Source organism: Rhodococcus sp. NPDC059234 (assembly GCF_042754225.1).
In the GTDB taxonomy this organism is placed as follows: domain Bacteria; phylum Actinomycetota; class Actinomycetes; order Mycobacteriales; family Mycobacteriaceae; genus Rhodococcus_G.
This window is the reverse complement of sequence record NZ_JBHZAH010000015.1, coordinates 33,755-60,088: the sequence shown is the minus strand read 5'-3', so window position 1 is coordinate 60,088 and position 26,334 is coordinate 33,755. Positions and strand designations below refer to the sequence as shown.

The following is a 26,334-nucleotide window of genomic DNA, read 5'->3' as shown; positions in this document are numbered from 1 at the left end:
CCGCGGAACCCCGCGGCCCGGGGACCAAACACCTAGTTCGCGAGATCGTCCACGGTCGCCGCCTCGTTCCTGGACAGGTTGATGCCCAGGTTCGCCGCCGCACGCTCGAGGTCCTCGTCGTCGCCGTCGCGCATCTCGATGGCCGCGCCGTCCGAGGACAGCACCTCCACGTTGAGGCACAGCGACTGGAGCTCCTTGAGGAGCACCTTGAACGACTCGGGGATCCCGGGCTCGGGGATGTTCTCGCCCTTGACGATCGCCTCGTACACCTTCACGCGGCCGACCACGTCGTCCGACTTGATGGTGAGCAGCTCCTGCAGCGTGTATGCCGCGCCGTAGGCCTGCATCGCCCAGCACTCCATCTCACCGAAGCGCTGGCCACCGAACTGGGCCTTACCGCCGAGCGGCTGCTGGGTGATCATCGAGTACGGACCGGTCGAACGGGCGTGGATCTTGTCGTCGACCAGGTGGTGCAGCTTGATGATGTACATGTAGCCGACCGACACCGGGTACGGGAACGGCTCGCCGGAACGACCGTCGAACAGGGTGGCCTTTCCGTCCGCGCCGACCATCCGGTCGCCGTCACGGTTCGGCAGGGTCGACGCGAGCAGACCCGTGAGCTCGTCCTCCTTGGCGCCGTCGAACACCGGGGTGGCGATGTTCGAGTCGACGGGTGCGGAGAGCATCTCCTCGGGCAGGTTCTCCGCCCAGTCGGGACGGGTCCCGTCGGAGGCGATCTGCACGTTCCAGCCGGCCTTGCCGATCCACCCGAGGTGGGTTTCGAGCACCTGACCGATATTCATACGACGCGGGACGCCGTGCGTGTTCAGGATGATGTCGACCGGGGTGCCGTCGGGCAGGAACGGCATGTCCTCCTGCGGGAGGATCTTGCCGATGACGCCCTTGTTGCCGTGGCGGCCGGCGAGCTTGTCGCCGTCCTGGATCTTGCGCTTCTGGGCCACGTACACGCGGACCAGCTCGTTGACGCCGGGGGGCAGGTCGTCGTCGTCCTCGCGCGAGAACACGCGAATGCCGATGACCTTGCCGTTCTCGCCGTGCGGCACCTTCAGCGAGGTGTCGCGCACCTCGCGGGCCTTCTCACCGAAGATGGCGCGCAGCAGGCGCTCCTCGGGGGTCAGCTCGGTCTCGCCCTTCGGGGTGACCTTGCCGACCAGCACGTCGCCGTCACGAACCTCGGCACCGATCCGGATGATGCCGCGCTCGTCCAGGTCCGCGAGGACCTCGTCGGAGACGTTCGGGATGTCCCGGGTGATCTCCTCGGCACCGAGCTTGGTGTCGCGGGCGTCGATCTCGTGCTCCTCGATGTGGATCGAGGTGAGGACGTCCTCCTCCACGAGGCGCTGCGACAGGATGATCGCGTCCTCGTAGTTGTGGCCCTCCCACGGCATGATCGCCACGAGCAGGTTCTTGCCGAGGGCCATCTCGCCGTCCTCGGTGCAAGGACCGTCGGCGAGGACCTGACCGGCCTCGACGCGCTGACCCTCGTCCACGATCGGACGCTGGTTCGCGCAGGTGCCCTGGTTCGAGCGAGCGAACTTGCGCATCCGGTAGGTCTTGCGGCTGCCGTCGTCCGCCATCACGGTGACGTAGTCGGCCGAGACCTCCTCGACGACACCGGTCTTCTCGGTGACGACGACGTCGCCGGCGTCGACCGCGGCCCGCAGCTCCATGCCGGTGCCGACGAGCGGCGCCTCGGAACGGACCAGCGGCACGGCCTGACGCTGCATGTTCGCGCCCATCAGTGCGCGGTTGGCGTCGTCGTGCTCGAGGAACGGAATCATCGCGGTCGCGACGGAGACCATCTGTCGCGGCGAGACGTCCATGTAGTCGACCGCGGTCGACGTGACGTACTCGACCTCGCCGCCCTTGACGCGGACCAGGATCCGCTCGTCGGTGAAGTGGCCGGACGAGTCCACCGGCGAGTTCGCCTGCGCGACGACGTGCCGGTCCTCCTCGTCGGCGGTCAGGTAGTCCACCTGGTCGGTGACCTGGCCGTCGACGACCTTGCGGTACGGGGTCTCGATGAAGCCGAACGGGTTGACCCGCGCGTACACCGACAGCGAACCGATCAGGCCGATGTTCGGACCCTCAGGGGTCTCGATCGGGCACATGCGGCCGTAGTGCGACGGGTGCACGTCTCGCACCTCGAGGCCGGCGCGCTCACGGGACAGACCGCCGGGGCCCAGCGCCGACAGACGGCGCTTGTGGGTCAGGCCCGACAGCGGGTTGTTCTGGTCCATGAACTGCGAGAGCTGGGAGGTCCCGAAGAACTCCTTGATCGCGGCCACGACGGGACGGATGTTGATCAGGGTCTGCGGCGTGATCGCCTCGACGTCCTGAGTGGTCATCCGCTCGCGCACGACGCGCTCCATGCGGGACAGGCCCACGCGGATCTGGTTCTGGATCAGCTCGCCCACGGTGCGCAGACGACGGTTACCGAAGTGGTCGATGTCGTCGACCTCGACCGGCACCTCGACGCCGCCGGGGGCGGTCATCGTGGTGTCGCCGCCGTGCAGGCGCACCAGGTACTCGATCGTCGCGACGATGTCTTCCTCGGTGAGGGTCGACGCCGTGATCGGCAGCCCGGCGTTCAGGCCCAGCTTCTTGTTGATCTTGTAGCGACCCACGCGAGCGAGGTCGTAGCGCTTCTCCTTGAAGAACAGGTTCTCCAGCAGGGTCTGCGCGGACTCCTTGGTCGGCGGCTCGCCCGGACGCAGCTTGCGGTAGATGTCGAGCAGGGCCTCGTCGGTCCCCGCCGTGTTGTCCTTCTCCAGGGTGGCCATGAGGATCTCCGAGAAGCCGAAGCGCTCGGTGATCTGCTCGGTGGTCCAGCCGAGGGCCTTGAGCAGGACGGTGACCGGCTGACGACGCTTGCGGTCGATGCGGACGCCGACGGTGTCGCGCTTGTCCACGTCGAACTCGAGCCACGCGCCGCGACCCGGGATCACCTTGACGCTGTGCAGGTCCTTCTCGGTGGCCTTGTCGACCGAGTGGTCGAAGTAGACACCGGGCGATCGCACGAGCTGCGAGACGACGACGCGCTCGGTGCCGTTGATGATGAAGGTGCCCTTGTCGGTCATCATCGGGAAGTCACCCATGAAGACCGTCTGGCTCTTGATCTCACCGGTGTTGTTGTTGATGAACTCGGCCGTGACGAACAGCGGGGCCGCGTACGTCATGTCCTTGTCTTTGCACTCGTCGGTCGAGGCCTTGACCTCGTCGAAGCGAGGGTCCGAGAACGACAGGGACATCGAGCCCGAGAAGTCCTCGATCGGGGACAGCTCGGTGAGGATGTCCTCCAGACCGCCGGTGGCACCCTCGTCGCCGCGGGCCTTGGCCCGCTCGCGAGATGCCGGCGAGCCGATCAACCATTCGAAGGAATCGGTCTGTAGATCAAGTAGCCCGGGGACTTCGAGAGGCTCGCGAATTTTCGCGAACGAGACCCTCTTCGGGGCTCCGGGGATTCCGGCAACTGCCTTGGTCTGGCTAGAGACTGCCAAGATGCGTCCTTCCAGCACCTCACGCGGGCCGCTCGTGCTGTTGCGACCGCCGCTGTATCTGCTTCTTCTGTGGGGCGAATTCGCTGGTCACAACCCGAACGAAACTCGTCAACAGACGTAGGAAGCGATCGCTTCACACGCGGTGAGGTTGAGAGGTGGACAGGAGGCAGCCAGCGCAACGTCCAAAGGTACCGGAATCCGGCGCAGAATACAACCGGGCGTGCCAGCACGCTGACAACCGCGACCGATGGTCCGCGGAATCATGCCCGAGAAGCATGTCGAGCCAGGAGCAGTACGGCCATCCTGGCGATGGGCGAGATTCGTGTGTCCGTGCCGTAACTCGCGCCCAGTGCCTCCATTTGCGCCGGCGCGAACCCGCACAGACCCGCGATCACTCGCATGTCTCGCCAATAGAGTGACGCGTCACGCCCTCCGCGTCAAGACCCGGTGCGGCGATTTGCGCGACGGATCGCCGAACCGGCCACTCAGCGCGGACGTCAGCGGTCCCGAATGTCGGACAGCAACCAGGTGTCGCCGACCTTCGTCATGGTCACAGAGAGCGGCCCCTCGGCACTCCCCTGCGCCTGTCCGTCGTTGCTTGCGCTGACGTTCATGCTGGCCACCAGTTCGGCCTGGTCGCTGGACAGCAGCTTGGCTCCGATGTCGGTGACCTGGGCGACTGTCGCGGTCTTCGTCTGCACGACCGCGTCGCGGGTCACCTTGGCGGTCTTGTCGAACTCGGCGCGCATGTTGTCCGTGAGCACCGCGCGTGCATTGTCGAAGTCCTGATCGACGGTGTCGAACTTGTAGGTGTACAGAGTCTCGATGGCGTGCTTTGCGTCCGCGGTCACCTTCGACGTCTCCGAGGTGTCCACCCACGCGCGGTTGGACACGTCCGCGCCCGGTTCGAACGCGGCCAGGACGGCGAACGCGCCCAGCACGACCGCGACCGCGCCGATCGCGACGACCGGCTTCCACGCGGCGCGGTCGGAAGCGGTGGCGCCGGCCGCCTCCTCGCCCGAGTCGACGGCGACGCCCCCTTCCCCGCGCGGGCGCAGCGAGCTGGTGCGGTTGATGCGCTTGCGCGGCACCTCGGGCTCCACGGCCTCGGCCTGCGGCTCGGCCTCGGCCGTCGGCTCGGCCTGCGCCGCGTCGTCCGACGCGACCTCCGCCTCCGCGGCGGTCGCTGCCACGTCGGCGACGTCGTCCGCGGCCGGGGCGTCCGACTCCACCGCGGCAGGGGCCACGCCTGCGGGCTCGGCTTTCGACTCCTCGGTGTCCGCAGGCTTCGTCGATGCCCGTGCCTCGTCCGCAGGCGAGACGGACTCCCTGCGGCCCGCTGCACCGGTTCCGGCGATCTTGGGTCGACGACCCTTGGGCTGCGGTGTGTTGCTGGTGCGACGAGTTGGGGGCACTGTTCGATACTCCTTGAGTTCCTCGGCGGGCGTAGGGCTGCGAGCCGCTACTGGCCGCCCGAGTTCGCGGGCGCGGGTGCTTGGGCTCCCGGCGCGGGCGCAGGTGCGGGGGCGGGCGCGGGCGCCGCCGAACCCGGGTCCATCGCCAGCGGGGCGCCGACGTTCTCGACCTTCGACGCCTTCCAGGTGCCGTCGACCTCGGTCAGACCGATGCGCATGGTCACCTTCACCTTGTTGACCGGCTTGTCCGGCCACGTGGTGGTCGTGGTGAGCACGACGAGCGAGGTTGCGGTGCCCTCGTCCCGACTGAAGTCGGTGAGCGCCGCGTCGATGATCTGCGCCTCGCTCTTGGCCCCGGTCTGCTTGACCTGTTCGGCCATCTGCCCCTTGGTGTCGTTGAGCGACTTCAGCATGTCGTCGCCCGTGATCGACGACTCCATGTCGGCGAAGGTCTTGTCGAGGTTCGCCGAATCGACCGTGTTGAGGTTGATCGCGGCCTGCCTCCCACCGGTCAGCGCGTCGTCCCGGGCGGCGGCCGCGGGCTTGTCGCTGAAGAGGGCGTGCCCCCACCCGTAGCCGAGCCACACCGCGAATCCGAGTGCGACGACAGCGAGCACGCTCACCGCCGCCAGAGCGGCCTTCTGCAGTTTCGTGTCACGCATCACGTCTACACCCTACTAGCTAGTAACTTCTGGTCCGTCGAGCCGGCTCGAGCGGAGCCTCGGGAACCTCTCCCCCACCTACTTCGGGGTCACCCCGAGCAGGGTCGCGAGCTGGGTCGCGATCGGATTGAGGTTCAACGTCTCCGGAGCCTTCTTCGGCTTGTTGTCCCACGGCTGCGGTGTCTGCGGATCCGCGTACACCACGCGATTCGCGCTGCGAACACCTGTGACGCTGCCGAGCGGCGTGGTGCAGTTCGCCTTCGTGTTGAGCGGGAACTCGTCGCGGGTGGGATCGAAGTTCGGGTTGTCCTTCTTCATCTGGGCCAGGATCTCGTAGGTCCCCTCGTAGCCCTGGGTGCACGGCGGCGGCTGGTTCGTCTCGAGCAGCAGACCCTGGTGCAGCGTCCCGTCACCGGGCGCAGCGGTACTCGCACCCGCGGCCAGTCCGGGCAGGAAGGTCAGCAGGATGTTCAAGGCGATGCTGCGCGGGCCGAGCGTCTGGGTCAGCAAAGACAGGTTGGTCAGGTCCGTGGTCAACGCGGGACCGGCGGTACTGATCAGCGAACCGACCTGGTCGCTGGCGGCCGTCCCGGTCCCGATCAGCCGGCGGATGTCGGGATCATTCGCCTTCAGCTGCGCCGCGATCAGGTTCAGATCGGAGCTGAACTGCCTGATCGACGAGGACTGCGCGGACTGGGTGTCCAGCACGGTCCGGCTGTCGTGGATCAGCTTCAGCGTCTGCGGCAGGTTCTCGATGCCGGTCTGGGTGAACGAGTTGACCGAGTCGACCAGCTTCTGCAGGTCGTCGCCCTTGCCGTCGAAGGCCTTGCCGAGCTCGGTGACCGTGGTGTTCAGCGCGTCGAGCGGCACCGACCGCACCAGCGAGTTGGTGCTCGAGAGCACCTGCTCCACCGGCACCGGGATGACCGTGTTCGGCCGGGTGATCAGCGAGCCGTCCTCGAGGAACGGTCCCTCGTCGCTGGTCGGCTGCAGATCCACGTACTGCTCACCGATCGCGGACCGGTTGGCGACGACGGCCTTGGCCGAGGCCGGGACCTGGGGTGCGCCGGCCTTGAGCTTCAGGTCCACCTGCACACCGTCGCTGGTCAGGTGCAGGTCGCCGACGGTGCCGACCGGAACGCCGCGGTAGGTCACCTCCGCGTTGGTGAAGATGCCGCCGGAGTCGGCGAAGTCCGCCTTCACGGTGTACTGGCCGAAGCCGAGCAGATTGTCCAGCCGGACGTACTTCGCGCCGACGTACAAGAGCCCGACGACGGCGACGAGCACGAACGCCACCAGCTGTATGCGAACCAACCGCGACCTCATCGGCCACCCACCCCCAGCTTGTCGAGGATCCCGCTCAGCGGGTTCTGCGGAGCCTCGTCCTTCTTGCCCTTGACCGGCTCCGTGCCGGGGGCCACCGGCGCTCCCGGCGGCGGCGCGGGCGCCGGCACGATCGGGGGCAGCGGTAGCAGCGAGACCGTCGGCCAACCCGGTCGCGGACCGTTCCCGTTGTAGTACGGGTTGGACGGGTCGATCTTCGGCACGTAGCCGCCGTAGCCCGGCGGCGTCGGGACGTACTGCGGGTCCGGCTGCCCGACACCGAGGGCGTCGAGCTGCTGGCCGATCCGCATGTCCAGCGAGAGGAAGAGGTTCATCGAGTTGCCGTGGATGACCTTCTCGGCCCCGTCCGGGAACGGGAAGGTCGGGATCAGCGGCAGGACCGTCACCAGGTCGTCGGCCGAGTCGGCCAGCGCCTGAAGGGTCGGCCGCAGCGCTCGCAGGTCCGTGATCAGGCTGTCCTTCGACTTGGTGAGGACGTCGGTGCCGACCTGGCCGAGCCGGTCGAGCTGGGTGAGCATCTGCACGAACTGCGGGCGCTGTTCGTTGAGCACCTGCACCGCAGGCGGGATCTCGGCGAGGATCTTGTCGATCTGCCCGGTCTGCTCGACCACCCGGCCGCTGAGCGCGTCGAGGCCGTCCAGCGCACGGGTGATGTCGTCACGCTGCTGGTTCAGCCCGTCGACGAGCGTGTTCGCCTGGTCGAGGAGGGCGCGCACCTTCTGCTCGCGACCGTCGAAGACGTTGGTCAGCTCGTGGATGATCGGCTGCAACTGGGCGACGCCGCCGCCGTTGAGCAGCAACGAGAGCGCGCCGAGCACCTGCTCGATGTCGGTGGCGTGCCGGGTCCGGTCCACCGGAATCGTCGCGCCGTCCGACAGCCGCGCCACGGACGGGTTCGCCGCGGGCGCCTTGAGCTCGATGAACTTCTCGCCGAGCAGGCTGGTCTGCTGCACACTCGCGAGGGCGTTCGCGGGCAGGTTGACGGAGCTGTCCACCACGACGTCCACGTTCGCGGTCCAGCCGTCGGTGGGCACACCGATGTTCTCGACGCGGCCGACGGGCACCCCGTCGACCTTGACGGTGGACTGCGGGACCAGGTCCAGCACGTCGTCGAACTGCACCGTCAGATGCATCGGGTTGTCACCGATCGCGGCCCCGCCGGGCAACGGGATGCTGTAGATGCCCTGGGAACCGCAGCCCGTGGCGACCAGGGCGATCACGCAGACGCCGGCGCCGATGGCAATCGAGCGCTTCACTGCCCACTCCTGTTTCACTTCCCGCCCCCGCTTCACTGCCCAGTCCTGGGGATGTTCTGGTCGCTGAGACCCGGCGCCTGCGAGTTGCCCAGACGCGGCGAGAGCGTGCCCGGTACCGTGCCCGGCTGCGAGGGCCGCTGCAGGTTGTCACCGCTGAGGATGCCGAACGGCAGGTTCAGGGTCGGCGTCTTCACCCCGGCGGTGACCTGGTCCATGATCGCCTTGCAGTTGTCGAGCACCGGCCGCATCTGCCGTCCGAGCGCGTCGAACTTCGGGTCGCCCGGCATCAGCTTGCCCAGGTCCATCAGCTTGCACAGGGTGCCGAACGGATCCTGGGTCTCGGGCAGGTTCACCCGCGAGGCCAGGGTGCCGGACTCGGCGTCGTACGAGTTCACGACGTTGCTGATGGCGAGCGGCAGGGTGGTCAACGAGTCGACCAGATCCTGGCGGTTGTCCGCGAGGGTCTGCGTCACCTGGACCAGCCCCTCGGCGTTGCTGGCCACCAGATCCTTGTTGTCGCGGACGAAGTTGGCCACGTCGCCGAGCGCGAAGGAGAGCTGGTTCAGCGCGGCGCCGAGATTCTGGCGCTCGCCGGAGAGGAACCCGCTCAGGTCCGCGAGCTGGCTGTTGAACTGGCGCACCTGGGCGTCGTTCGCGGCGAGCGCGCTGACGAAGGTCTGCAGGTTCTTGACCGTGTCGAACAGGTCGCCGCGGTAGTAGTTCAGCGTCGCGGCGGCCTTGGACAGCTCGGTGATCGTGGTGCCGAGCGCCTCGCCGTTGCCGTCGAGGTTCTTCGACGCGGTGTCGACGAGATCCGACAGCGCGCCGTTCTTGTTGGCCCCGTTCGGTCCGAGAGCCTCCGATAGCCCCTCGATGCTCGAGTACAGCTGGTCGACCTCGACCGGCGTCGCGGTGCGCTCGCGGGGGATCGTCGTGCCGGACTCCATCACGTCGCCGCCGCTGTAGGCCGGGGCGAGCTGGATGTACCGGTCCGAGACCACCGAGGGCGTGATCTGCGCGGCCTTCGCCTCGGCCGGGATGTCGACGCCGCGGTCGACGCGCATCTGCACCTTGACCTGGTCACCCTGCGGCTCCACGTCGGTGACCGAGCCGACCTTCACGCCGAGCACCCGCACGTCCGAGCCGGCGTAGATGCCGACCGACTTGTCGAAGTACGCGGTGATCTTGGTGGTGCCGGCGCGAGTCAGCAGCCACCAGCCGCCGAACGCCAGCACCAGCGCCACCACCACCACGAGGGCGGTGGTGACCACCTGGGCGCGGGTGAACCGCGTCCTCTTGCCCGAAGTCACCCCGGTCATCAGCTACCCCCCAGCGTGCGCACCGGATCGCGGTATCCCGGAATGAGCGGGAGCGCGGGCGGCGTCAGGTTGACGACTACCTGGTCGAACCAGCGGCCGTTGCCGACGATGTTCGAGTACAGGCGCGTGAACGGTGCGTACAACTTGATCGCCTTGTCCAGGTTTGCGTTGTTGTCCTGCAGGATCTGGACCACGCCCCGAAGCTGCTCGAGTGCGGGACCGATCTGCGCCTCGTTGTCCTTGACCAGGCCGGTCAGCTGCTGCGACAGTCGCTGAGTTCCGGTGAGCAGCTTCGAGATCGACTGCTGACGGTCGTTGAGCTCACCGAGCAGCAGGCCGGCGCTCCCGATCAGCTGGGTGAACTCGGCGTTGCGGTCGGCGAGCACCTTCGAGGTCTTCGCCGTCGCCCCGAACAGCTTGTTGAGCTCCACGTCCCGGCTCTCGATGGTCTTCGACAGCCGCGAGACGCCGTCGAGCGAGGCGCGCACGTCGGCGGGGGTACCTGAGAACGCCTGCGAGAGCGTCTCCATGCTCTTCGCCAGCTGTGGGGTGTCGATCTCGCTCAATGTGGTCGCCGCGGTCGAGAAAGCGTCGATGACGTCGTACGGCGAGGTGGTGCGGTCGAGAGGAATCGGATCACTCGCCCGCAGAGAGGACGAACCGCGCGGGTCCAGGGACAGGTACTTCTGCCCGAGGATCGTCTTGATCTGGATCGACGCCGTGGTCTGATCGCCCACCCACGCATCCTTGACCTTGAAGGCGACCTCGACCTTGTCCCCGTCGAGCGAGACGTTCGTGACCTTGCCGACCTTCACGCCCGCGATGCGGACCTCGTTGTTCGGCTTGAGGCCCGCCGCCTCGCTGAACTCGGCCCGGTAGGTGGCACCGGCCCCGATCAGCGGCAGGTCCTCCAGGAAGAAGGCCGACATGGTGGCGAGCAGCACCACGACGATGCCGAGCGCGCCGATGGTCGCCGGGCTGCGGCGTTGCTTCACTGGCCGGCTCCGTTCGCCGAGCACCGCGGTGCGGAGTTGGTGTACAGCGGCTGATTCACGGTCGGCAACCCGGTCGGCAGGTTCAGGTGCTTCGACTCACCGGGGCCGGCCACGACGTCGATGCCGCAGAGGTAGAACTGGAACCAGGAGCCGTAGCTCGCGATCCGGCTCAGCTTGTCGAGCTTGACCGGCAGGGTCTGGAAGATCTTGTTCACCTTGTCGCTCTGCGCGTTCAGCGTGCCCGCGAGGGAGTTGAGCGCGGACACCGAGCCCTGGATGGACGGCCGCGTCGGCTCGAGCAGGCCTGCGGTGGTGTCGGCGAGGTCGGCGAGCGAGGTCACCGCGCTGCCCAGCACGCCGCGGTCGTTGGCCAGTCCGGTCACCAGCTGCTGGGTGTTCACGATCAGCGAGCCCAGCTCGTCGTCGTGCTTGTTCACCGTGGCGAGGATGCCGTTGAGGTTGTTGATGACGTCGCCGATGACCTTGTCCTTGTCGGCGATGGTGTTCGTCAGCGACGCGGTGTTGCGCACCAGCTCCGAGATGGACCCGCCCTCCCCCTGGAACACCTGGATGATCTGGAAGGACAGCTTGTTCACGTCGTCGGCGCTCAGTGTCTGGAACAGCGGCCGGAAACCGTTGAACAGTGTGGTCAGGTTGACCGCGGGCTTGGTGTGGTCGAGCGGGATGGTCTCGCCCTCGGTCATCTTCATGCCCTGCTGGCCCTGACCCTGCTCGAGCGCGATGTAGCGCTGACCGACCAGGTTCCGGTACCGGATGGTCGCGGTGGAACTGGCCGGGATCCAGCTGCGGTCGGTGAGCGAGAACTGCACCTGCGCCTCGCGGTCGTTGACGATCGCGATCTTGTCGACCTGACCGACCCGAACGCCCGCGATCCGCACCTCGTCGCCCTTGTTGAGCGAGGCGACGTCGGAGAACACCGCGTTGAACTTGGTGCCCCCGCCGCCACTGGTGTTCGCGATGGTGAACGCGAGCATGGCGGTGGCCACGATGGTGACGACGGCGAAGATGATGAGCTTGGTCAAAGGTGCTGCGAGACCTCTCATTTGACGCTCACCTCCGCACCCCGCAGTGCCGGTGCGCCCAGCAGTGTGGTCCAGCCGGGTACGTTCTCCGGCAGCGTGTCGGTCCCTGCCCCGTAGATCACGGCCAGTGTGTCCTGTTCGAGTGTCGAGCCGGTGTAGCTGGCAGGCGTGTTCTGGGCACCCGCGGCGGTCGGGACCGGCGAGTACTGCGGACGCTCCGGACTGGCCACGTAGGCCGGACCCGGGTTGCGGGTCGGCACCTGGAGCGAGCCGTCGTTGTAGGAGCCGCCCGGGTACTGGCCGAACTTGTCGCCGGGAGCCGCCGGCGTGTAGCACTTGGCCCCGCGGGTGTCGAAGAGCCGCGGCTCGTCCTGGTTCGGCAGGTACCGACCCTTCGGGTTGACGAATACCGTCGCCGCCCGGGCGCCGGGATGGTCCTTGAGGCTGCCGTCCGCGTTGAGGCCGAGGATGTCGCTGGCGCTCTTGACGATCGGGACGAACTGGGCGAACGTGCAGCCGAACGTCGGTGACGCGTTCGCGAGCACCTCGAGGGTCTCGGTGGAGTCGTTCGCGATGGTGATCAGCGAGTTCTTGTTCACCTCGAGGAAGTCGGCGGTGGTGCCTGCGGTGCCGGTGGCCGTCGAGATCAGGGTGCGGATCTGGTTCTGCTGCTCGACCACCGTCGCACTGGTGGTGCGCAGGCTGTCGAGCGCGTTCACCAGTTCGGGTGCCGCGTCCGCGTAGGTCTGCGAGAAGTCGGCGAGCCCCTTCAGCCCCTGGCGCAGGTTCGGCATCTCGGTGTTCACGCCCGCGAAGATCGTCTCGAGCCGCTCCAGGCTCACGCCGATCTCGTTGCCGCGCCCGGTGAGCGCCTGGTTCAGCGCACCGAGGGTGTTCGCGAGGTCCTGCGGCGGGACCGCCTGCAGCAGCGGGAGCAGCCCGTCGAGCAGCTCGCCGACCTCGATGGCGTTGCCGCTCGCGTCCTGATAGAGGGTGTCGCCGTTGGTGATCGGCGCCGTGGTGTCACCCGCCGGCACGATCAGCGACACGTAGCGCTCGCCGAACAGCGTCTTCGGCAGCAGTCGCGCGGTGGCGTTGGCCGGGATCAGTTCCGCCTTGTCCGGGTCGATGGCCAGCACCGAGGTGACCTTGCCGTTCGAGGTGGACGCCGACCGGACCTCCCCGACGATCAGGCCGCGCACCTTCACGTCCGCGTGATCGGGCAGCGAATTGCCCACCGTGTCGGTCACGAGCTTGACGTTGACGACCTTCTTGAAGGACTTGTTGTACATGCCGATCGTGAACGCGACGAACAGAGCGAGCACGAGAAAGAAGACCAGTCCGAGCACCCGCCGGCGCACGACCGAAGCTGTGTCGCTCATCCAGCAACCCTCACTGTGGTCGTGGTTCCCCAGATCGCGAGGCTGAGGAAGAAGTCGAGCACGGCGATGGTGACGATCGCGGTGCGGACCGCCCGGCCCACGGCCACGCCGACGCCGGCGGGACCGCCGGAGGCGTTGTAGCCGTAGTAGCAGTGGATCATGATCAGCACGAAGGCGAAGACCAGCACCTTTCCGAACGACCACAACACGTCGGCCGGCGGCAGGAACAGGTTGAAGTAGTGGTCGTACGAACCACTCGACTGCCCGTTGAAGAGGGTGCTGATGATCCGCGACGCGAAGTACGAGGCCAGCAGGCCCACGATGTAGAGCGGGATGACCGCGACGAATCCGGCGATCATGCGAGTGGTGACCAGGAAGGGCACGCTCGGCACCGCCATCACCTCGAGCGCGTCGATCTCTTCCGAGATCCGCATGGCACCGAGCTGGGCGGTGAAACCACAGCCGACCGTCGCCGACAGGGCCAGCCCCGCAACGATGGGTGCGATCTCGCGAGTGTTGACGTACGCGGAGAGGAAGCCGGTGAGGACCGAGCTGCCGAGCTGATCGAGCGCCGCGTAGCCCTGCAGCCCGACGACGACACCGGTGAAGCCCGACATCATCACGATGACGCCGATGGTGCCGCCGATCACGGCGAGGGCGCCGCTACCGAAGGTGACCTCGGCGAGCAGCCTGAGCACCTCACGGCCGTAGTGCGTGACGGTCCGCGGGATCCACCCGATCGCCCGGGCGTAGAACGACATCTGGTCGCCCGCCCGGTCGAGCACGTTCAGCGGCGCGCGACCCACCTTTCGCACCCGCATCAGGGTGCGGTCACCGTGCCCCTTCGCGATGGTCATTCGGTCAAGCCCCCTTCGCCGGAACGATCTGCAGGTACACCATGGTCAGGATCAGGTTCGCGAAGAAGAGCAGCAGGAACGTGATGACGACGGTCTGGTTCACGGCCTCGCCGACGCCCTTGGGACCAGGGTTCGGGTGCAGGCCCTTGTAGGCGGCCACGACGCCGGCGATGACACCGAAGATCGCGGCCTTCGCCTCGGCGATGTAGAGGTCGGGCAGCTGCGCCAGCGCGGAGAACGAGGACAGGTAGGCACCGGGGGTGCCACCCTGGAGGATCACGTTGAAGAAGTACCCACCGGCGATACCGACGACCGACACCAGTCCGTTGAGGAGGACCGCGACCAGCACCATGGCCAGCACGCGGGGCACGACCAGGCGCTGAACCGGGTTGATGCCCAGCACCTCCATCGCGTCGATCTCCTCGCGGATCGTCCGTGAGCCGAGGTCGGCGGTGACCGCCGAGCCGGCCGCGCCGGCGATCAGCAGGGCCGTCACGATCGGACTGCCCTGCTGGATCACCGCGAGGACGCTCGCGGCACCGGTGAACGACTCCGCCCCGAGCTGCTTGATCAGCGAGCCGGTCTGCAGCGACACGACGGCGCCGAACGGGATGGCGACGAGTGCGGTCGGCAGGATGGTGACGCTCGCGATGAACCAGGCCTGCTCGATGAACTCCCGGAGCTGGAACGGCTTACGGAACAGATTCCGGACGACGTCGACGAACAGCTGGACGATCAGACCGGCCTGGGTCAACGCTGCTGAAACGGGACTGAGCAGCGAATTCTTCGATCCCCCCATTCGCGCGGACTACCCGTGACTCCACGAGGACGACTCGGCACCGGAGTCGTTGTACACGGGGATCACCTGAGTGGCCTGGTCGTCGCCGAGGCTCTCGAGGATCGGCTGCTGCGCCTCCGGGGGAAGGGTGTGCAGGATCGAACGCACGCGGGCCTGCCGACGTCCGACCGCCTGCCGCACCGGCATTCCCGGGGTCGCCTGCATCTGCGGGACCACGCCGGAGACCTCCTGCGAGCCGTCGTGATGGCCGGCTTCCTTCATCGCGAGCTCGGCGGCCATCTGCGAGTCGTCCTTCTCCTCGGACATGCCGATGGGACCGATCTTGCTGCCGTTGAGGAACTGCTTGACCACCGGCTCCTCGCTGGTGAGCAGGACCTCTCGGGGGCCGAACATCACCAGCTGCTTGCGGAAGAGCATGCCCAGGTTGTCCGGCACGGTGCGAGCAAGGTTGATGTTGTGCGTCACGATCAGGATCGTCGCGTCGATCTGCGCGTTGATGTCGATCAGCAGCTGGCTGAGGTACGTGGTGCGCACCGGATCGAGGCCGGAGTCCGGCTCGTCGACGAGGATGATCTCGGGGTCGAGCACCAGGGCCCGGGCCAGCCCGGCGCGCTTGCGCATACCGCCGGAGATCTCGCCGGGAAGCTTGCTCTCGGCACCGATGAGGCCGTTGAGCTCGAGCTTCTCCATCACGATCTTGCGGATGTCGGACTCGGACTTCTTGGTGTGCTCGCGCAGCGGGAACGCGACGTTGTCGTAGAGGTTCATCGAACCGAACAGCGCACCGTCCTGGAAGAGGACGCCGAACATCTGCCGGATCTCGTAGAGCTCCTTGGACGAACACTGAAGGATGTCGGTGCCGTCGATCACGATCGACCCCTGTTCGGGCCGCAGAAGACCGATCAGCGACTTCAGGAACACCGACTTACCGGTTCCCGAAGGCCCGAGAAGGGCACTGACCTCGCCCGCAGGCAGCGTCAACGAGACGTCCTGCCAGATCTTCTGAGAGCCGAAAGACTTGGTGAGTCCTTCGACCGATACCTCTACTCCCACCGCAAACCTCCACGCTGTTCGATACACCGACCCCTGTTGTGGGTTGGGTCACTCTATCGCATCGATGTGGTACCTGTGACCCTCGATGCTACTCACGAGTAAGTACATAGCGCAAGAGCATCCCGGGAACCCCCGACTCACGCCCCCGACCTGCGCAAAGTGGACACTTTCCAGATGGTCGACGGCCCGAACGGAGCCCCTGAAAACGCGAAAAGAGGGTTACTCCCCACACGGGGGAGCAACCCTCTTTCCGATCGTGACGCCGAGGCGTTACACGAGGAGTCTTACTTGACGGAGATGGTGGCGCCGGCGGCGACCAGCTTCTCCTTGGCGGCCTCGGCCGCGTCCTTGGCAACCTTCTCCAGGATGGCCTTCGGCGCACCCTCGACGAGGTCCTTGGCCTCCTTCAGGCCCAGACCGGAGACGACCTCACGGACGACCTTGATGACCTGGATCTTCTTGTCGCCAGCCGACTCGAGGATGACGTCGAACTCGTCCTGCTCCTCAGCGGCCTCAGCGGCGGCGGCCGGGGCACCGGCGGCGGCAACGGCGACCGGAGCAGCGGCGGTGACCTCGAAGGTCTCCTCGAACGCCTTCACGAACTCCGAGAGCTCGAGGAGGGTGAGCTCCTTGAACTGGTCCAGCAACTCTTCGGTGGTGAGCTTCGCCATGATGGCGGTCCTTCCTGTAAGTCCCATGTCGCTGATCCGCGACGAAGTGGGAGGGGTGTGTTACGTGATACGCAAGACCTCGATGCGTCTACCCTGAGGTGGACACGGCCTCGTGCGGATCAGCTTTCGGCTGCGGAACCTTCCGCGGCCTTCTTCTCCTGCAGCGCGGCGGCCAGACGGGCCACCTGCGATGCCGGGGCATTGAACAGGCCAGCGGCCTTTGCCAAGTTGCCCTTCATAGCGCCGGCGAGCTTGGCCAGCAAGATCTCGCGGGACTCGAGGTCCGCGATCTTGTTGACCTCGTCCACGGACAGCGCGTTGCCGTCCATGTAGCCGCCCTTGATGACGAGCGCCTTGTTGTCCTTCGCGAAAGCCTTGATGGCCTTCGCGGCGTCGACCGGCTCGCCCTTGATGAATGCAATGGCGGTCGGTCCGACGAACAGGTCGTCAAGGCCCTCGACGCCCGCCTCTGCGGCGGCACGCTTGACCAGGGTGTTCTTGGCGACGGAGTAGGTAGCGCCTGCTCCGAGCGCGCGACGCAGCTGCGTCAGACTCGTCACCGACAGACCACGGTATTCCGTGATGACAGCGGCAGTCGAACCCTTGAACTGCTCAGTGATCTCCGAAACCGCGGAGACCTTTTCGGGCTTTGCCATACTTCGCCTCCTCTCGTGACATCGTGTTGGTCCGCCCTGCGGACGTGGCCACAACATGCAAAACGCCCCGGTGCAGGGCACACGGGGCGTACACGAGGAGGTCCGCGCCAGCTCACGCCGGACGCACATCTCCCCTACCTCGTCCTCCTGCGTGGGCCGCCGGGCATGTCCCGAACCTTCAACCGATGCTGTTTCCAACGTCGGTGACCAACGGTCTTGGGTAGAACTTCTTTGGGGTGAACTCGAAACAGTTCGAACTCTTTCCGAGACAGTACCGGACCCCGCAGGTGAACGCCAAAACGCCCCAGCAACCCCGAGGTCTCGAGAGATGCACGTCACATCGCCTACCGACGAGTGATGCAGTCGACGAAAGCAACGCGTATTTAGATGTTATATGCCGTAACACATAGCCCTATTGTCGATCCATGACGTCCACACTCGAAGCCCCGACCGGGCTCCTCGCCTCACGCTCGCGACGGTTCGCCGCGCTCGCCGTCATCTGCCTGGCCGAACTTCTCGTCGTCCTCGACAACACCATCGTCAACGTCGCGCTGCCCTCCATCGGCGTGGACCTGCAGACCGGCGTCAGCGGGCTGCAGTGGGTCGTCGACGCCTACACCCTGACCTTCGCCGGACTGCTGCTGGCCTGCGGCAACCTCGGCGACCGCTACGGGCGGCGCCGGGTGATGGTGGTCGGCCTCGCCGGGGTCGGCGTGATGTCCGTCGTCGGCGCCAACGCCGAGACCCTCGGTCACGTGATCGCCGCGCGCGCCGCGATGGGTGTGTTCGCCGCCGCCGTCTTCCCCGCCACCCTTGCCCTGATCATCAACATCTTCACCGACGTCCGCGAGCGCGCGTTGGCCATCGCGGCCTGGACGGCGATGGCCGGCTTCGCGATCGCGATCGGACCGATGTCCGGTGGCTGGCTGCTCGAACACTTCTCCTGGCACTCGGTGTTCTGGATCAACGTCCCCGTCGCCGCGGTCGCGGTCGTCGCCACGCTGGCACTGGTCCCCGAGTCCAAGGCGTCGACCGTCGGCCGCCTCGACCCGCTCGGGATCGGATTGTCGATCGCGGGCATCACCCTGCTCGTGTGGTCGATCATCGAGGCCCCCAAGTACGGGTGGACGAGCGCCGCCACCCTCGGCGGCATCGCGGCCGCGGCAGGGCTGCTGGTCGCGTTCGTGGCCTGGGAGCTGCGCACCCCGACGCCGATCCTGGACATGACGCTCTTCCGGAACCGGCGCTTCTCCCTGCCCGCACTGGCGATCGCGATCGCCTACTTCTCGATGTTCGGGTTCCTCTTCCTGATCACCCAGTACTTCCAGGGCGTGCGGGAGTACACCCCGTTCGAGTTCGGCGTCGCCTCGCTGCCGTTCGCCGCCTCGGTGGCGATCGGCGCACCCATCGCCACCCTGCTCGCCCAGCGGATCGGCACGACCGCCGTCATCGTGTTCGGACTGCTGCTCACCGGGCTCGGGCTCTACCTGGGCGGGCAGGTCACCGTCGACAGCGACTACCTGACCGGCGTACTGCCCTCGATGGTCTCGATGGCCCTCGGCCTCGCCATCGTGCAGGGCCCGGCCACCGAGTCCATCATGTCCTCACTCCCCCTCGACGAGGCCGGCGCGGGCTCGGCGGTCAACGACACCACCCGCGAGATCGGCGGCACCCTCGGCGTCGCGGTGCTCGGGTCCATCGTGGCCTCGTACTACGCGAGCACCATCGCGCCGGTCATCAGCCGGGTGCCCGACAGCTTCATGAACGAGGACGAGAAGGGGTTCGCGCGCGCCACGGTGCTCAGCGTCCTCGAGATCCGGAAGCGGGAGATCCCGGCCCTGCTCGAGCCGCAACGCGAACAGCTGATCACCGCGATGAAGACGACGGTGCTGCACGGCTCGCACACCGCGTCCCTCGTGGCCACCGGCGCGGTGCTCGTGTGCGCACTGATCGTCGCGGTCTTCCTGCCGTGGGCGCCGGCCGGCGGCGACTCCGTCATGCTGGCCTGGCGGGACAGAGACTGACCCCGAAACGACGACAAGGCCGGTACGGGAATCCCGTACCGGCCTTGTCGGCTGTGTAGCGACTTACTCTGCAGTGCAGAGGGTCGGCTCCGGCAAGCTACGCCTCGGTATCCTCGAGGAGGTTGCGGGTGCGGTTCGGATCCACCGGGATGCCCGGTCCGGTGGTGGTCGCAACCGTGACCTTCTTGACGTAGCGGCCCTTGGCGGAAGACGGCTTCGCACGCAGGATCTCGTCCAGCGCGGCGCCGTAGTTCTCCACCAGCTGAGCGTCGTCGAAGGACGCCTTGCCGATCACGAAGTGCAGGTTGGCCTGCTTGTCGACGCGGAAGTTGATCTTGCCGCCCTTGATCTCGGTGACAGCCTTGGCGACGTCGGCGGTGACGGTGCCGGTCTTCGGGTTCGGCATCAGGCCACGCGGTCCGAGGACGCGGGCGATGCGGCCGACCTTGGCCATCTGATCCGGGGTGGCGATCGCGGCGTCGAAGTCCAGCCAACCGCCCTGGATGCGCTCGATCAGGTCCTCGGCACCGACCGCGTCCGCACCGGCGGCCTCGGCCTCGGCGGCCTTCTCGCCAACGGCGAACACGATCACACGGGCGGTCTTACCGGTGCCGTGCGGGAGGTTGACGGTGCCACGGACCATCTGGTCCGCCTTGCGGGGATCGACGCCGAGTCGAACGGCGACCTCGACGGTCGCGTCCATCTTCGTGGAGGCGGTCTCCTTGGCGAGCTTCGCAGCCTGCAGCGGGCTGTAGAGCTTGCTCTGGTCGATCTTCTCAGCGGCGGCGAGGTACGCCTTGCTGCGCTTTGCCATTTCTTCTGTCCTAACTTCTCACCACAGTGTGTGTACCTGCAGCGGTGAATGGTTCAGTTGTGGTTGCGGGCCTGGCCGGCCCTCCCACGCGTGCTGTGGTTCTCAGCCCTCGACGATGATGCCCATGGAACGGGCAGTGCCGGCGATGATCTTCGCGGCCTGATCGATGTCGTTGGCGTTGAGGTCTTCGGCCTTGGTCTTCGCGATCTCGCGCACCTGGTCCATGGTCACGGTCGCGACCTTGGTCTTGTGCGGCTCGCCGGAGCCCTTCTGCACGCCAGCAGCCTTGAGCAGCAGCTTGGCGGCCGGAGGGGTCTTCAACTTGAAGTCGAAGGTCCGGTCCTCGTAGACGGAGATCTCCACGGGGATCACGTTGCCTCGCTGCGACTCGGTCGCGGCGTTGTAGGCCTTGCAGAACTCCATGATGTTCACGCCGTGCTGACCAAGCGCGGGACCCACGGGCGGGGCAGGGTTAGCCTGACCGGCCTGGATCTGAAGCTTGATGAGCCCGGCGAGCTTCTTCTTCTTGGGGGGCATCTTCGTTCCTAATTTCTTGCGGTGTGTGTTTCTTGCTACTGCAGTGCAAGTGTGTGGGGCGCTAGATCTTCGAGACCTGGTTGAACGAGAGCTCGACCGGGGTCTCGCGACCGAAGATCGAGACCAGCACCTTCAGCTTCTGCTGCTCCGCGTTGACCTCGCTGATGCTGGCGGGCAGCGTCGCGAACGGGCCGTCCATGACGGTCACGGACTCGCCGACCTCGAAGTCCACCTCGATGAGCGGCTTCGCGGCGGTCTCGCCGACCGCGCTCTCGCCCGCGGCGACCGACGCCGCGGCGGCGGGCTTCTTCGCACCCTCCTGCGGCATCAGGAACTTCACGACCTCGTTGATGGTCAGCGGCGACGGACGCGAGGTGGCGCCGACGAAACCGGTGACACCCGGGGTGTTGCGCACCGCGCCCCACGATTCGTCGTTGAGCTCCATGCGGACAAGGATGTAGCCAGGCAGAACCTTGCGGTTGACCTGCTTGCGCTGGCCGTTCTTGATCTCGGTGACCTCTTCGGTGGGAACCTCCACCTGGAAGATGTAGTCACCGACGTCGAGGTTCTGGACGCGGGTCTCGAGGTTGGCCTTCACCTTGTTCTCGTAGCCGGCGTAGGAGTGGATGACGTACCAGTCGCCGGGGGCGCGACGGAGCGCGGCCTTCATCTCGGCAACCGGGTCGACCGGCTCTTCTGCAGCGGCGGGGGCATCCGCCTCGGAGGTGGCTGCGACCTCGGCCTCGACGGCGTCGCCGTCAGCGCCCTCGTCGACGACTACGCCGTCAGCGGACTCCACAGCGACCGCGTCATCGGCAACATGCTCCTGCGCTGCAGCCTCAATTGCGTCGTTCTCGGGGGTGCTCACTGGCGCACTCGCTTCCTCTCATCGCATTTCGGTGTCCGGTATCAGCCGAACAACCAGCTGACGCCCTTGATGAACGCCAGGTCCAGTCCACTGATGAACGCCACCATGAAGGCGACGAAGACCAGGACCACAGTGGTGTAGGTGATCATCTGCTTGCGGTTCGGCCAGATCACCTTGCGGAGCTCGGCGATCACCTCGCGCAGGAATTTCCGCAGACGCTTGAAGAAGTTCTCCTTGCGCGGCTTGTCGGCCTTGGCCTTCTTGCCGGGCTTGGCCACGGCCGGCGCTCCGGCGGTGGCGGCGACCGTGGTCGCGGCGGAGGTGTCGGCATCCGCGCCGTTGGCGCGGGTACGACGTCCCGGACGCTTGCCGGTCGGCCGAGAGGAATCCGAAGCGACGGTGTTTGCGTCGTCAACGATGTCGCCGGAGTCCGAGGACCCCGCCGCGTTGCCGGCGTTTCCGCGATCCTCGCTCACCGTCGTTCCTCTCAGTCGCTGGCATCCGGGGCAGGGGCGACAGGACTTGAACCTGCAACCTGCGGTTTTGGAGACCGCTGCTCTGCCAGTTGAGCTACGCCCCTCTGGTCGACCGTCGCGTCCGAGTCCTCAGGACCCGAACCAGCCGACCAATCTGTGATCACACAACACGCGCGCCACCCCGATCGGCCTTGAACCGGCACCCCAGGGCAGCGCGCAGCGCTGAGTTATCGCAGAAATCTCAGTGTACTGCACGGTGGTCTTGCATTCCCAATCGGCTGGAAGTCAGCCGAATCGGACGGTAGCCGTGGCCCGTCCGAAGATCTTCTTCTCGTCCACCTTCGCGACGATGGCGATCACCGCGGTGCGGTTCTCGCTGTCGACAGACCGAACCTTACCGGTCAGCACGATCGCCGTGCCCTTGGTGTCGTTCGGAACGGCAACCGGGCTGGTGAAGCGCACGTTGTACTCGAGAACGGCACCCGGGTCGCCCACCCATCCGGTGATGTAGCCCGCGCCGATTCCCATCGTCAGCATGCCATGCGCGACCGCCGTCGGCAGACCGACCCCCTGCGCCACCGCATCGTCCCAGTGGATCGGGTTCGGGTCGCCGGCCACGCCCGCGTACTGCACCAGGTCGGACCGGGTCAACCGGACCGTCTTCTCCGGCAGTTCCTGGCCCTCGGCGATCTCGCCGAAAGTGCGCAGCGCCATCACTCGCCCTCCTCGACGTGTCGGCCCATCAGTGTCGTGTAGGTGGTGAGCACCAGCTCGCCGTCCTGGTCGGTGATGTCGTTGCGGGTCACGATGATGTCGCTGCCGCCCATCACACGCAGCGAGTCGACGAACACGTCGCAGTACAAGCGGTCCCCGACCTTCATCGGACGGTGGAAGACCAGTCGCTGGTCGGTGTGCAGGATCCGGCTGAGGTCCAGCTCCACGTTCAGGGTGTTGAAGAACTCTTCCTGAGCGAGGAAGCCGAACACCGAGATGAACGTCAGCGGGGCGATCAGGGTGTCGTACCCGAGCTCCTGCGCCGCGGCCTCGTCCCGGAAGGCGGGGTCGTCGTTCTTGACCGCCCGCGCGTACTCGCGCACCTTCTCGCGGCCGACCTCGTAGTAGTCGCTGAACCTGTGATGCAGGCCAACGAGATCAGCTGTCAGTTTCACCGAAGAAGCACCCTATCTGCACTGGACGCAGCAGTTGAGGGGCGGTTGTCGGTCATGGAAACCTGCTCCGGACTCCGTCGAGCGTGCGTCACACCATAAAAAAATTCGCGTGCCCCGCGATGAAGACTGCGGGGCACGCGAAGAAGACTACTTGGATTCGCGATGCGCCTGGTGAGTTCCGCAGTTCGGGCAGAACTTCTTGATCTCGAGGCGATCGGGATCGTTGCGCCGGTTCTTCTTGGTGATGTAGTTCCGGTGCTTGCATACCTCGCAGGCCAAGGTGATCTTGGGTCGAACGTCAGTCGAGGCCACGGTATGCCTTCTTTCGGGTGAATCTGATCGGGGTCAATCAGGGTGTGTTGCCATGTACTTCTGTGAAACCATGTGTCACTTGTGTAGCGATGGCCGGACTTGAACCGGCGACACAACGATTATGAGTCGTTTGCTCTACCAACTGAGCTACACCGCCTCGGTGCATCGATGCCAGTCTAATAGGCACCCAATCCAGCGAGCCCCCTAACGGAATCGAACCGTTGACCTTTTCCTTACCATGGAAACGCTCTGCCGACTGAGCTAAGGGGGCGTGCTTCCGCGCACTTCGTTCGTGCGTTGAAGCCTCCAAGAGGTTACACAGTCTCCGTCCGGAGTTCCAAACCGCGAGGTCAGGACCCGTTTTCGACTGTCTAACCACCGGATCCCAGCGAGCGTGAGCTCACCGGGACCCAGGTGTGGCAGGTGTAGGATTCGAACCTACGTAGGCATAAGCCGACGGATTTACAGTCCGCTCCCATTGGCCGCTCGGGCAACCTGCCTGGTGTCATCCAGAGTCAGCTCGAACCGCCGTTGCCGGCGCTCTCGGAACGTTCCCTGGCGCGGAAAGCAGAATACAACGACCGGGGCGGGTTAACGCAAACCGTGTGGTTATCGTGGGTTCTCGAGCGCCGGAACGGGTCCGTGCGCACCGAGCAGAACTAGGAGACGCCGTGGCGGATTCGTCCTTCGACGTGGTGAGCAAGGTTGACCGGCAGGAGGTCGACAACGCGCTGAACCAGGCCGGCAAGGAGCTGTCGACGCGCTTCGACTTCCGCAACACCGGCGCGAGCATCGAGTGGTCCGGCGACGAGGCGATCGCGCTGACGGCGGACACCGAGGAGCGTCTGCTCGCCGCGCTGGAGGTGTTCAAGGAGAAGCTGATCCGCCGGGACATCTCGCTCAAGGCCTTCGAGGCCGGCGAGCCCGCGCAGTCCGGCAAGGTCTACAAGCTCACCGGCACCCTTGTCCAGGGCATCACCAGCGAGAACGCGAAGAAGATCTCGAAGAAGATCCGCGACGAGGGCCCCAAGAGCGTCAAGGCGCAGATTCAGGGCGAGGAACTGCGGGTGACCAGCAAGAACCGCGACGACCTGCAGTCGGTCATCGCGCTGCTCAAGGGCTCGGACTTCGGCATCGCCCTGCAGTTCGTGAACTACCGCTAGCTGTTCGCGAGCCGCCAGCGGCCGACATACGACGACGCCGGGGCGCCCGAGAGGGCTCCCCGGCGTCGTCGTGTCACGGGCCGCTCAGGCGGGTGCGGCGATCACTCCGCGACCACCGGCAGCACCAGCTGCTGGGCGGGATCGCCCGCGGCGATGCTCACCTGGCGTGGGACCAGCCCACCGCGGAAGTTCGAGTCGCCGCCGGCCAGCACGAGACGCACGCTGTGACCGGTGTCGAACCGGTGCACGATCGCCGGCAGCGTCACCCGGACCGGCGCGGCCGGGTCGAGGACCCGCACCGGGGCGATCTGACCGTTGACGAGCGTCGCCGCCCCGTCCGGCGCCACGTCGTAGAGCTTGGCGAAGAGCACCACGGCGTCTGCCGGGCCCGTGACCGGGGTCGGAGTCGACACCTGCAGGTTCACCGTGGGCGCGCCCACGACGTCCAGCGGCGCCGACAGTGACGGCCCGGTCCAGCTCGTGTAGCTGCCCGGCGGCTGGTTCTCGGGCCGCGGCCCCGGCGGCACCGTGATGTTCGACGGGGTGGAACCGGCGACCAGCCCGCCCGCGGGCGTGCCGAGCGTCTGCACCCCCGGACGGATCGCGTCGCGCTCGCCCGTCAGCCGACCGCCGTCCGAGAGGTACAGCGAATGCCGCTGTCCGACATCGACATTCGGCGCGGATGCGTAGGCCCGCGCCGGGTCGTCGGCGTCGGCGGCCCAGTCCCGGTGGTAGGCGAAGGTCGGGCCGGTGTCCACCGCCGCGCCCTTGAGGTAGTGGTCGAACCAGTCGAGGTAGCGCCGGGTCGGGTACTGGGTGTCCGGGTCCGGCTTCCGCGCCGCGCCGGTCAGCAGACCGGGTGCCGAGTGCCCGGCCTCCTGCCAGATCATCTTGACCGGGGCGTCCCGACGGGCCAGCGCGTCGTAGGTGGCCCGGGCCTCGTTGAGGTTGAACAGAGTGTCCTGCTCGCCCTGCACCAGCAGCACCGGGACGGTGATCCGGTCCGCGTACGAGGCGACCGACGCCGAACGGAGGACCTGCACGGCCGCCGGGTTCGGATAGCCCTGCGCGACCGCCTGCGGCAGCTCTGCGCAGACGAAGTCGACGAAGTTCGGGCAGGGCAGCACCCGTTCCGGGTACCGCTGGTAGCCGGCCGCACCGGGCGCGGAGATACCGGCCCCGGTGAACAGCAGGGCCCACGACGTCTTCGCCACACCCGGCACCTCGGAGCTGACCCCGGCTGCGGCGTTGGGCGCCAACGAGTAGCTCAGGTCGTTCCAGGTGATCATCGGCACCAGCGCGTCGATGCGGGGATCGACGGCCGCGGCGGCGAACTGGACCGCCCCACCGTAGGACCCGCCGATCATGCCGACCCGGGGGTCGTTGCCGAGCGCCTCGCCGTTGTTGGCGACCGTGTCGCGCACCACGTAGTCCAGGCCCGGCACCGGCTGGGTGTGCGCGGCGTCGCGATAGGCGATCCCGTTCGCGCCGCCGAGGAAGCTGACCAGGTCCTGGGCGGCGCGACCGTCCTGGTCCGGGCTGTCGAGGCTGACCTTGCAGCCGGTCCCGCCGAAGCCGAGGCCCGAGTACGCCAGCACCACGTAGCCGCGGCCGGCGAGGAACTCGGCGGTCGGCCGCAGCGCGTCCTTGGTCTGCGCGAACCCGTGGGTGGTGAGCACCGCGGGCGCGGGAGCGGCGGCCGACACCCCGGCCGGTGTGTACAGGTCGCCCTCGACGTCGCAGTGCTGGGTGCCGTCCGGCCCCACCGTGGCGTCGAAGTGCAGGGTGCTCACGGTGAATCCGGAGGGTTCCGCGGCCGCCGAGGCCGGGGCGATCGTCATCGCGGCCGCCGCCAGCAGCGCCGCGGTCAGGGCAGATCCGGCCGCCCTGGTTCGTTGTGTCATGGGCCAATCCGTCCCGTCGCCATCGCCTGCGCCGACGGGGGCCTCCGCCCTGCCGGCACCGGCAATCTACGCCTACCGACCGGTAAGGCTGTTT

General features: G+C 66.9%; 24 protein-coding genes and 4 tRNA genes. 2 read left to right on the top strand and 26 right to left on the bottom strand.

The window, feature by feature from the left end; translation table 11 throughout:
• Nucleotides 1-32 precede the first annotated feature (32 nt).
• From rpoB to rplJ, 14 genes are all read right to left on the bottom strand, one after another.
• The gene (gene rpoB, locus ACFXGJ_RS05540) at nucleotides 33-3,539 is read right to left on the bottom strand and encodes a DNA-directed RNA polymerase subunit beta (RefSeq protein ID WP_378617286.1); all 3,507 of its coding nucleotides are present in this window, start codon (nucleotides 3,537-3,539) and stop codon (nucleotides 33-35) included.
• Between the two features lie 479 nt (nucleotides 3,540-4,018).
• Nucleotides 4,019-4,936, bottom strand: coding sequence for a hypothetical protein (locus ACFXGJ_RS05535; RefSeq protein WP_378617284.1), 918 nt, complete (start codon nucleotides 4,934-4,936; stop codon nucleotides 4,019-4,021).
• Nucleotides 4,937-4,983: 47 nt separating this feature from the next.
• Nucleotides 4,984-5,598 carry a hypothetical protein gene (locus ACFXGJ_RS05530; RefSeq protein WP_378617282.1) on the bottom strand — a complete coding sequence of 205 codons (615 nt, stop codon included), beginning with the start codon at nucleotides 5,596-5,598 and terminating at the stop codon, nucleotides 4,984-4,986.
• Nucleotides 5,599-5,676: 78 nt separating this feature from the next.
• On the bottom strand, nucleotides 5,677-6,924 hold the full coding sequence (locus ACFXGJ_RS05525) for an MCE family protein (RefSeq protein ID WP_378617280.1): 1,248 nt from the start codon (nucleotides 6,922-6,924) through the stop codon (nucleotides 5,677-5,679).
• Nucleotides 6,921-8,198: an MCE family protein gene (locus ACFXGJ_RS05520; RefSeq protein ID WP_378617278.1), complete on the bottom strand. Its 1,278-nt coding sequence runs from the start codon at nucleotides 8,196-8,198 to the stop codon at nucleotides 6,921-6,923. Before ACFXGJ_RS05520 ends, ACFXGJ_RS05525 begins: the two co-directional genes overlap by 4 nt.
• Before the next feature lie 32 nt (nucleotides 8,199-8,230).
• On the bottom strand, nucleotides 8,231-9,517 hold the full coding sequence (locus tag ACFXGJ_RS05515; RefSeq protein ID WP_378617276.1) for an MCE family protein: 1,287 nt from the start codon (nucleotides 9,515-9,517) through the stop codon (nucleotides 8,231-8,233).
• Nucleotides 9,517-10,512, bottom strand: a complete 996-nt coding sequence (locus tag ACFXGJ_RS05510) for an MCE family protein (RefSeq protein WP_378617274.1) — start codon at nucleotides 10,510-10,512, stop codon at nucleotides 9,517-9,519. The genes ACFXGJ_RS05515 and ACFXGJ_RS05510 overlap by 1 nt, the downstream gene beginning before the upstream one ends.
• A complete protein-coding gene (locus ACFXGJ_RS05505) occupies nucleotides 10,509-11,576 on the bottom strand; it encodes an MCE family protein (RefSeq protein ID WP_378617272.1) in 1,068 nt (355 codons plus the stop codon). Before ACFXGJ_RS05505 ends, ACFXGJ_RS05510 begins: the two co-directional genes overlap by 4 nt.
• Nucleotides 11,573-12,937: an MCE family protein gene (locus ACFXGJ_RS05500; RefSeq protein WP_378617270.1), complete on the bottom strand. Its 1,365-nt coding sequence runs from the start codon at nucleotides 12,935-12,937 to the stop codon at nucleotides 11,573-11,575. The genes ACFXGJ_RS05505 and ACFXGJ_RS05500 overlap by 4 nt, the downstream gene beginning before the upstream one ends.
• Nucleotides 12,934-13,794 carry an MlaE family ABC transporter permease gene (locus ACFXGJ_RS05495; protein ID WP_378617268.1) on the bottom strand — a complete coding sequence of 287 codons (861 nt, stop codon included), beginning with the start codon at nucleotides 13,792-13,794 and terminating at the stop codon, nucleotides 12,934-12,936. Before ACFXGJ_RS05495 ends, ACFXGJ_RS05500 begins: the two co-directional genes overlap by 4 nt.
• 4 nt (nucleotides 13,795-13,798) lie before the next feature.
• Nucleotides 13,799-14,593 (bottom strand): MlaE family ABC transporter permease, encoded by a 795-nt coding sequence (locus ACFXGJ_RS05490; RefSeq protein WP_378617266.1) that lies wholly within the window; start codon nucleotides 14,591-14,593, stop codon nucleotides 13,799-13,801.
• 9 nt (nucleotides 14,594-14,602) lie between these two features.
• Entirely contained in the window at nucleotides 14,603-15,646 is a 1,044-nt protein-coding gene (locus ACFXGJ_RS05485; protein WP_378617264.1) for an ABC transporter ATP-binding protein, read from the bottom strand.
• 284 nt (nucleotides 15,647-15,930) lie between these two features.
• On the bottom strand, nucleotides 15,931-16,317 hold the full coding sequence (gene rplL / locus ACFXGJ_RS05480) for a 50S ribosomal protein L7/L12 (RefSeq protein ID WP_378617262.1): 387 nt from the start codon (nucleotides 16,315-16,317) through the stop codon (nucleotides 15,931-15,933).
• Nucleotides 16,318-16,436: 119 nt separating this feature from the next.
• Nucleotides 16,437-16,973, bottom strand: a complete 537-nt coding sequence (gene rplJ / locus ACFXGJ_RS05475; protein WP_378421603.1) for a 50S ribosomal protein L10 — start codon at nucleotides 16,971-16,973, stop codon at nucleotides 16,437-16,439.
• A 425-nt stretch (nucleotides 16,974-17,398) separates the two neighbouring features.
• Here rplJ and ACFXGJ_RS05470 point away from each other — a divergent pair, with 425 nt between their 5' ends.
• Entirely contained in the window at nucleotides 17,399-18,997 is a 1,599-nt protein-coding gene (locus ACFXGJ_RS05470; RefSeq protein WP_378617260.1) for an MFS transporter, read from the top strand.
• A 97-nt stretch (nucleotides 18,998-19,094) separates the two neighbouring features.
• Here the strand turns inward: ACFXGJ_RS05470 and rplA are convergent, their stop codons facing one another.
• From rplA to ACFXGJ_RS05415, 11 genes are all read right to left on the bottom strand, one after another.
• Nucleotides 19,095-19,811 (bottom strand): 50S ribosomal protein L1, encoded by a 717-nt coding sequence (gene rplA, locus ACFXGJ_RS05465; protein WP_378617258.1) that lies wholly within the window; start codon nucleotides 19,809-19,811, stop codon nucleotides 19,095-19,097.
• Nucleotides 19,812-19,913: 102 nt separating this feature from the next.
• Nucleotides 19,914-20,348 carry a 50S ribosomal protein L11 gene (gene rplK / locus ACFXGJ_RS05460; RefSeq protein WP_378617256.1) on the bottom strand — a complete coding sequence of 145 codons (435 nt, stop codon included), beginning with the start codon at nucleotides 20,346-20,348 and terminating at the stop codon, nucleotides 19,914-19,916.
• A gap of 61 nt (nucleotides 20,349-20,409) precedes the next feature.
• A complete protein-coding gene (gene nusG / locus ACFXGJ_RS05455; protein WP_378617254.1) occupies nucleotides 20,410-21,216 on the bottom strand; it encodes a transcription termination/antitermination protein NusG in 807 nt (268 codons plus the stop codon).
• 41 nt (nucleotides 21,217-21,257) lie between these two features.
• Nucleotides 21,258-21,692 (bottom strand): preprotein translocase subunit SecE, encoded by a 435-nt coding sequence (secE, locus tag ACFXGJ_RS05450; RefSeq protein WP_378617252.1) that lies wholly within the window; start codon nucleotides 21,690-21,692, stop codon nucleotides 21,258-21,260.
• Between the two features lie 31 nt (nucleotides 21,693-21,723).
• A tRNA-Trp gene (locus ACFXGJ_RS05445) sits at nucleotides 21,724-21,796 on the bottom strand.
• 181 nt (nucleotides 21,797-21,977) lie between these two features.
• Entirely contained in the window at nucleotides 21,978-22,406 is a 429-nt protein-coding gene (gene hadB, locus ACFXGJ_RS05440) for a (3R)-hydroxyacyl-ACP dehydratase subunit HadB (RefSeq protein WP_378617250.1), read from the bottom strand.
• Entirely contained in the window at nucleotides 22,406-22,861 is a 456-nt protein-coding gene (gene hadA / locus ACFXGJ_RS05435; protein WP_378617248.1) for a (3R)-hydroxyacyl-ACP dehydratase subunit HadA, read from the bottom strand. Before hadA ends, hadB begins: the two co-directional genes overlap by 1 nt.
• A 147-nt stretch (nucleotides 22,862-23,008) precedes the next feature.
• Nucleotides 23,009-23,173 carry a 50S ribosomal protein L33 gene (gene rpmG, locus ACFXGJ_RS05430; protein WP_142099888.1) on the bottom strand — a complete coding sequence of 55 codons (165 nt, stop codon included), beginning with the start codon at nucleotides 23,171-23,173 and terminating at the stop codon, nucleotides 23,009-23,011.
• An 84-nt stretch (nucleotides 23,174-23,257) separates the two neighbouring features.
• Nucleotides 23,258-23,330: transfer RNA gene (locus ACFXGJ_RS05425), tRNA-Met, on the bottom strand.
• Between the two features lie 41 nt (nucleotides 23,331-23,371).
• Nucleotides 23,372-23,444, bottom strand: a tRNA-Thr gene (locus tag ACFXGJ_RS05420).
• A gap of 146 nt (nucleotides 23,445-23,590) precedes the next feature.
• Nucleotides 23,591-23,673, bottom strand: a tRNA-Tyr gene (locus tag ACFXGJ_RS05415).
• A 171-nt stretch (nucleotides 23,674-23,844) separates the two neighbouring features.
• On the opposite strand from ACFXGJ_RS05415, the gene ACFXGJ_RS05410 reads away from it, so the two are divergent.
• Complete coding sequence (locus ACFXGJ_RS05410; protein ID WP_142099886.1) at nucleotides 23,845-24,336, top strand: YajQ family cyclic di-GMP-binding protein; 492 nt, start codon at nucleotides 23,845-23,847, stop codon at nucleotides 24,334-24,336.
• 101 nt (nucleotides 24,337-24,437) lie between these two features.
• Here the strand turns inward: ACFXGJ_RS05410 and ACFXGJ_RS05405 are convergent, their stop codons facing one another.
• Entirely contained in the window at nucleotides 24,438-26,240 is a 1,803-nt protein-coding gene (locus ACFXGJ_RS05405) for a CocE/NonD family hydrolase (RefSeq protein ID WP_378617246.1), read from the bottom strand.
• Between the last annotated feature and the right edge of the window lie 94 nt (nucleotides 26,241-26,334).

Excerpts from the sequence above, each read along its gene's own strand:
- ACFXGJ_RS05490 (WP_378617266.1), bottom strand. The coding sequence starts at position 14,593 with ATGGGGGGATCGAAGAATTCGCTGCTCAGTCCCGTTTCAGCAGCGTTG.
- rplK (WP_378617256.1), bottom strand. The coding sequence starts at position 20,348 with ATGCCCCCCAAGAAGAAGAAGCTCGCCGGGCTCATCAAGCTTCAGATC.
- hadB (WP_378617250.1), bottom strand. The coding sequence starts at position 22,406 with ATGGCGCTGCGCACTTTCGGCGAGATCGCCGAGGGCCAGGAACTGCCG.
- ACFXGJ_RS05500 (WP_378617270.1), bottom strand. The coding sequence starts at position 12,937 with ATGAGCGACACAGCTTCGGTCGTGCGCCGGCGGGTGCTCGGACTGGTC.
- ACFXGJ_RS05515 (WP_378617276.1), bottom strand. The coding sequence starts at position 9,517 with ATGACCGGGGTGACTTCGGGCAAGAGGACGCGGTTCACCCGCGCCCAG.
- ACFXGJ_RS05530 (WP_378617282.1), bottom strand. The coding sequence starts at position 5,598 with ATGCGTGACACGAAACTGCAGAAGGCCGCTCTGGCGGCGGTGAGCGTG.
- rplL (WP_378617262.1), bottom strand. The coding sequence starts at position 16,317 with ATGGCGAAGCTCACCACCGAAGAGTTGCTGGACCAGTTCAAGGAGCTC.
- ACFXGJ_RS05525 (WP_378617280.1), bottom strand. The coding sequence starts at position 6,924 with ATGAGGTCGCGGTTGGTTCGCATACAGCTGGTGGCGTTCGTGCTCGTC.
- ACFXGJ_RS05405 (WP_378617246.1), bottom strand. The coding sequence starts at position 26,240 with ATGACACAACGAACCAGGGCGGCCGGATCTGCCCTGACCGCGGCGCTG.
- rplA (WP_378617258.1), bottom strand. The coding sequence starts at position 19,811 with ATGGCAAAGCGCAGCAAGGCGTACCTCGCCGCCGCTGAGAAGATCGAC.
- ACFXGJ_RS05505 (WP_378617272.1), bottom strand. The coding sequence starts at position 11,576 with ATGAGAGGTCTCGCAGCACCTTTGACCAAGCTCATCATCTTCGCCGTC.
- ACFXGJ_RS05495 (WP_378617268.1), bottom strand. The coding sequence starts at position 13,794 with ATGACCATCGCGAAGGGGCACGGTGACCGCACCCTGATGCGGGTGCGA.
- rplJ (WP_378421603.1), bottom strand. The coding sequence starts at position 16,973 with ATGGCAAAGCCCGAAAAGGTCTCCGCGGTTTCGGAGATCACTGAGCAG.
- ACFXGJ_RS05470 (WP_378617260.1), top strand. The coding sequence starts at position 17,399 with ATGACGTCCACACTCGAAGCCCCGACCGGGCTCCTCGCCTCACGCTCG.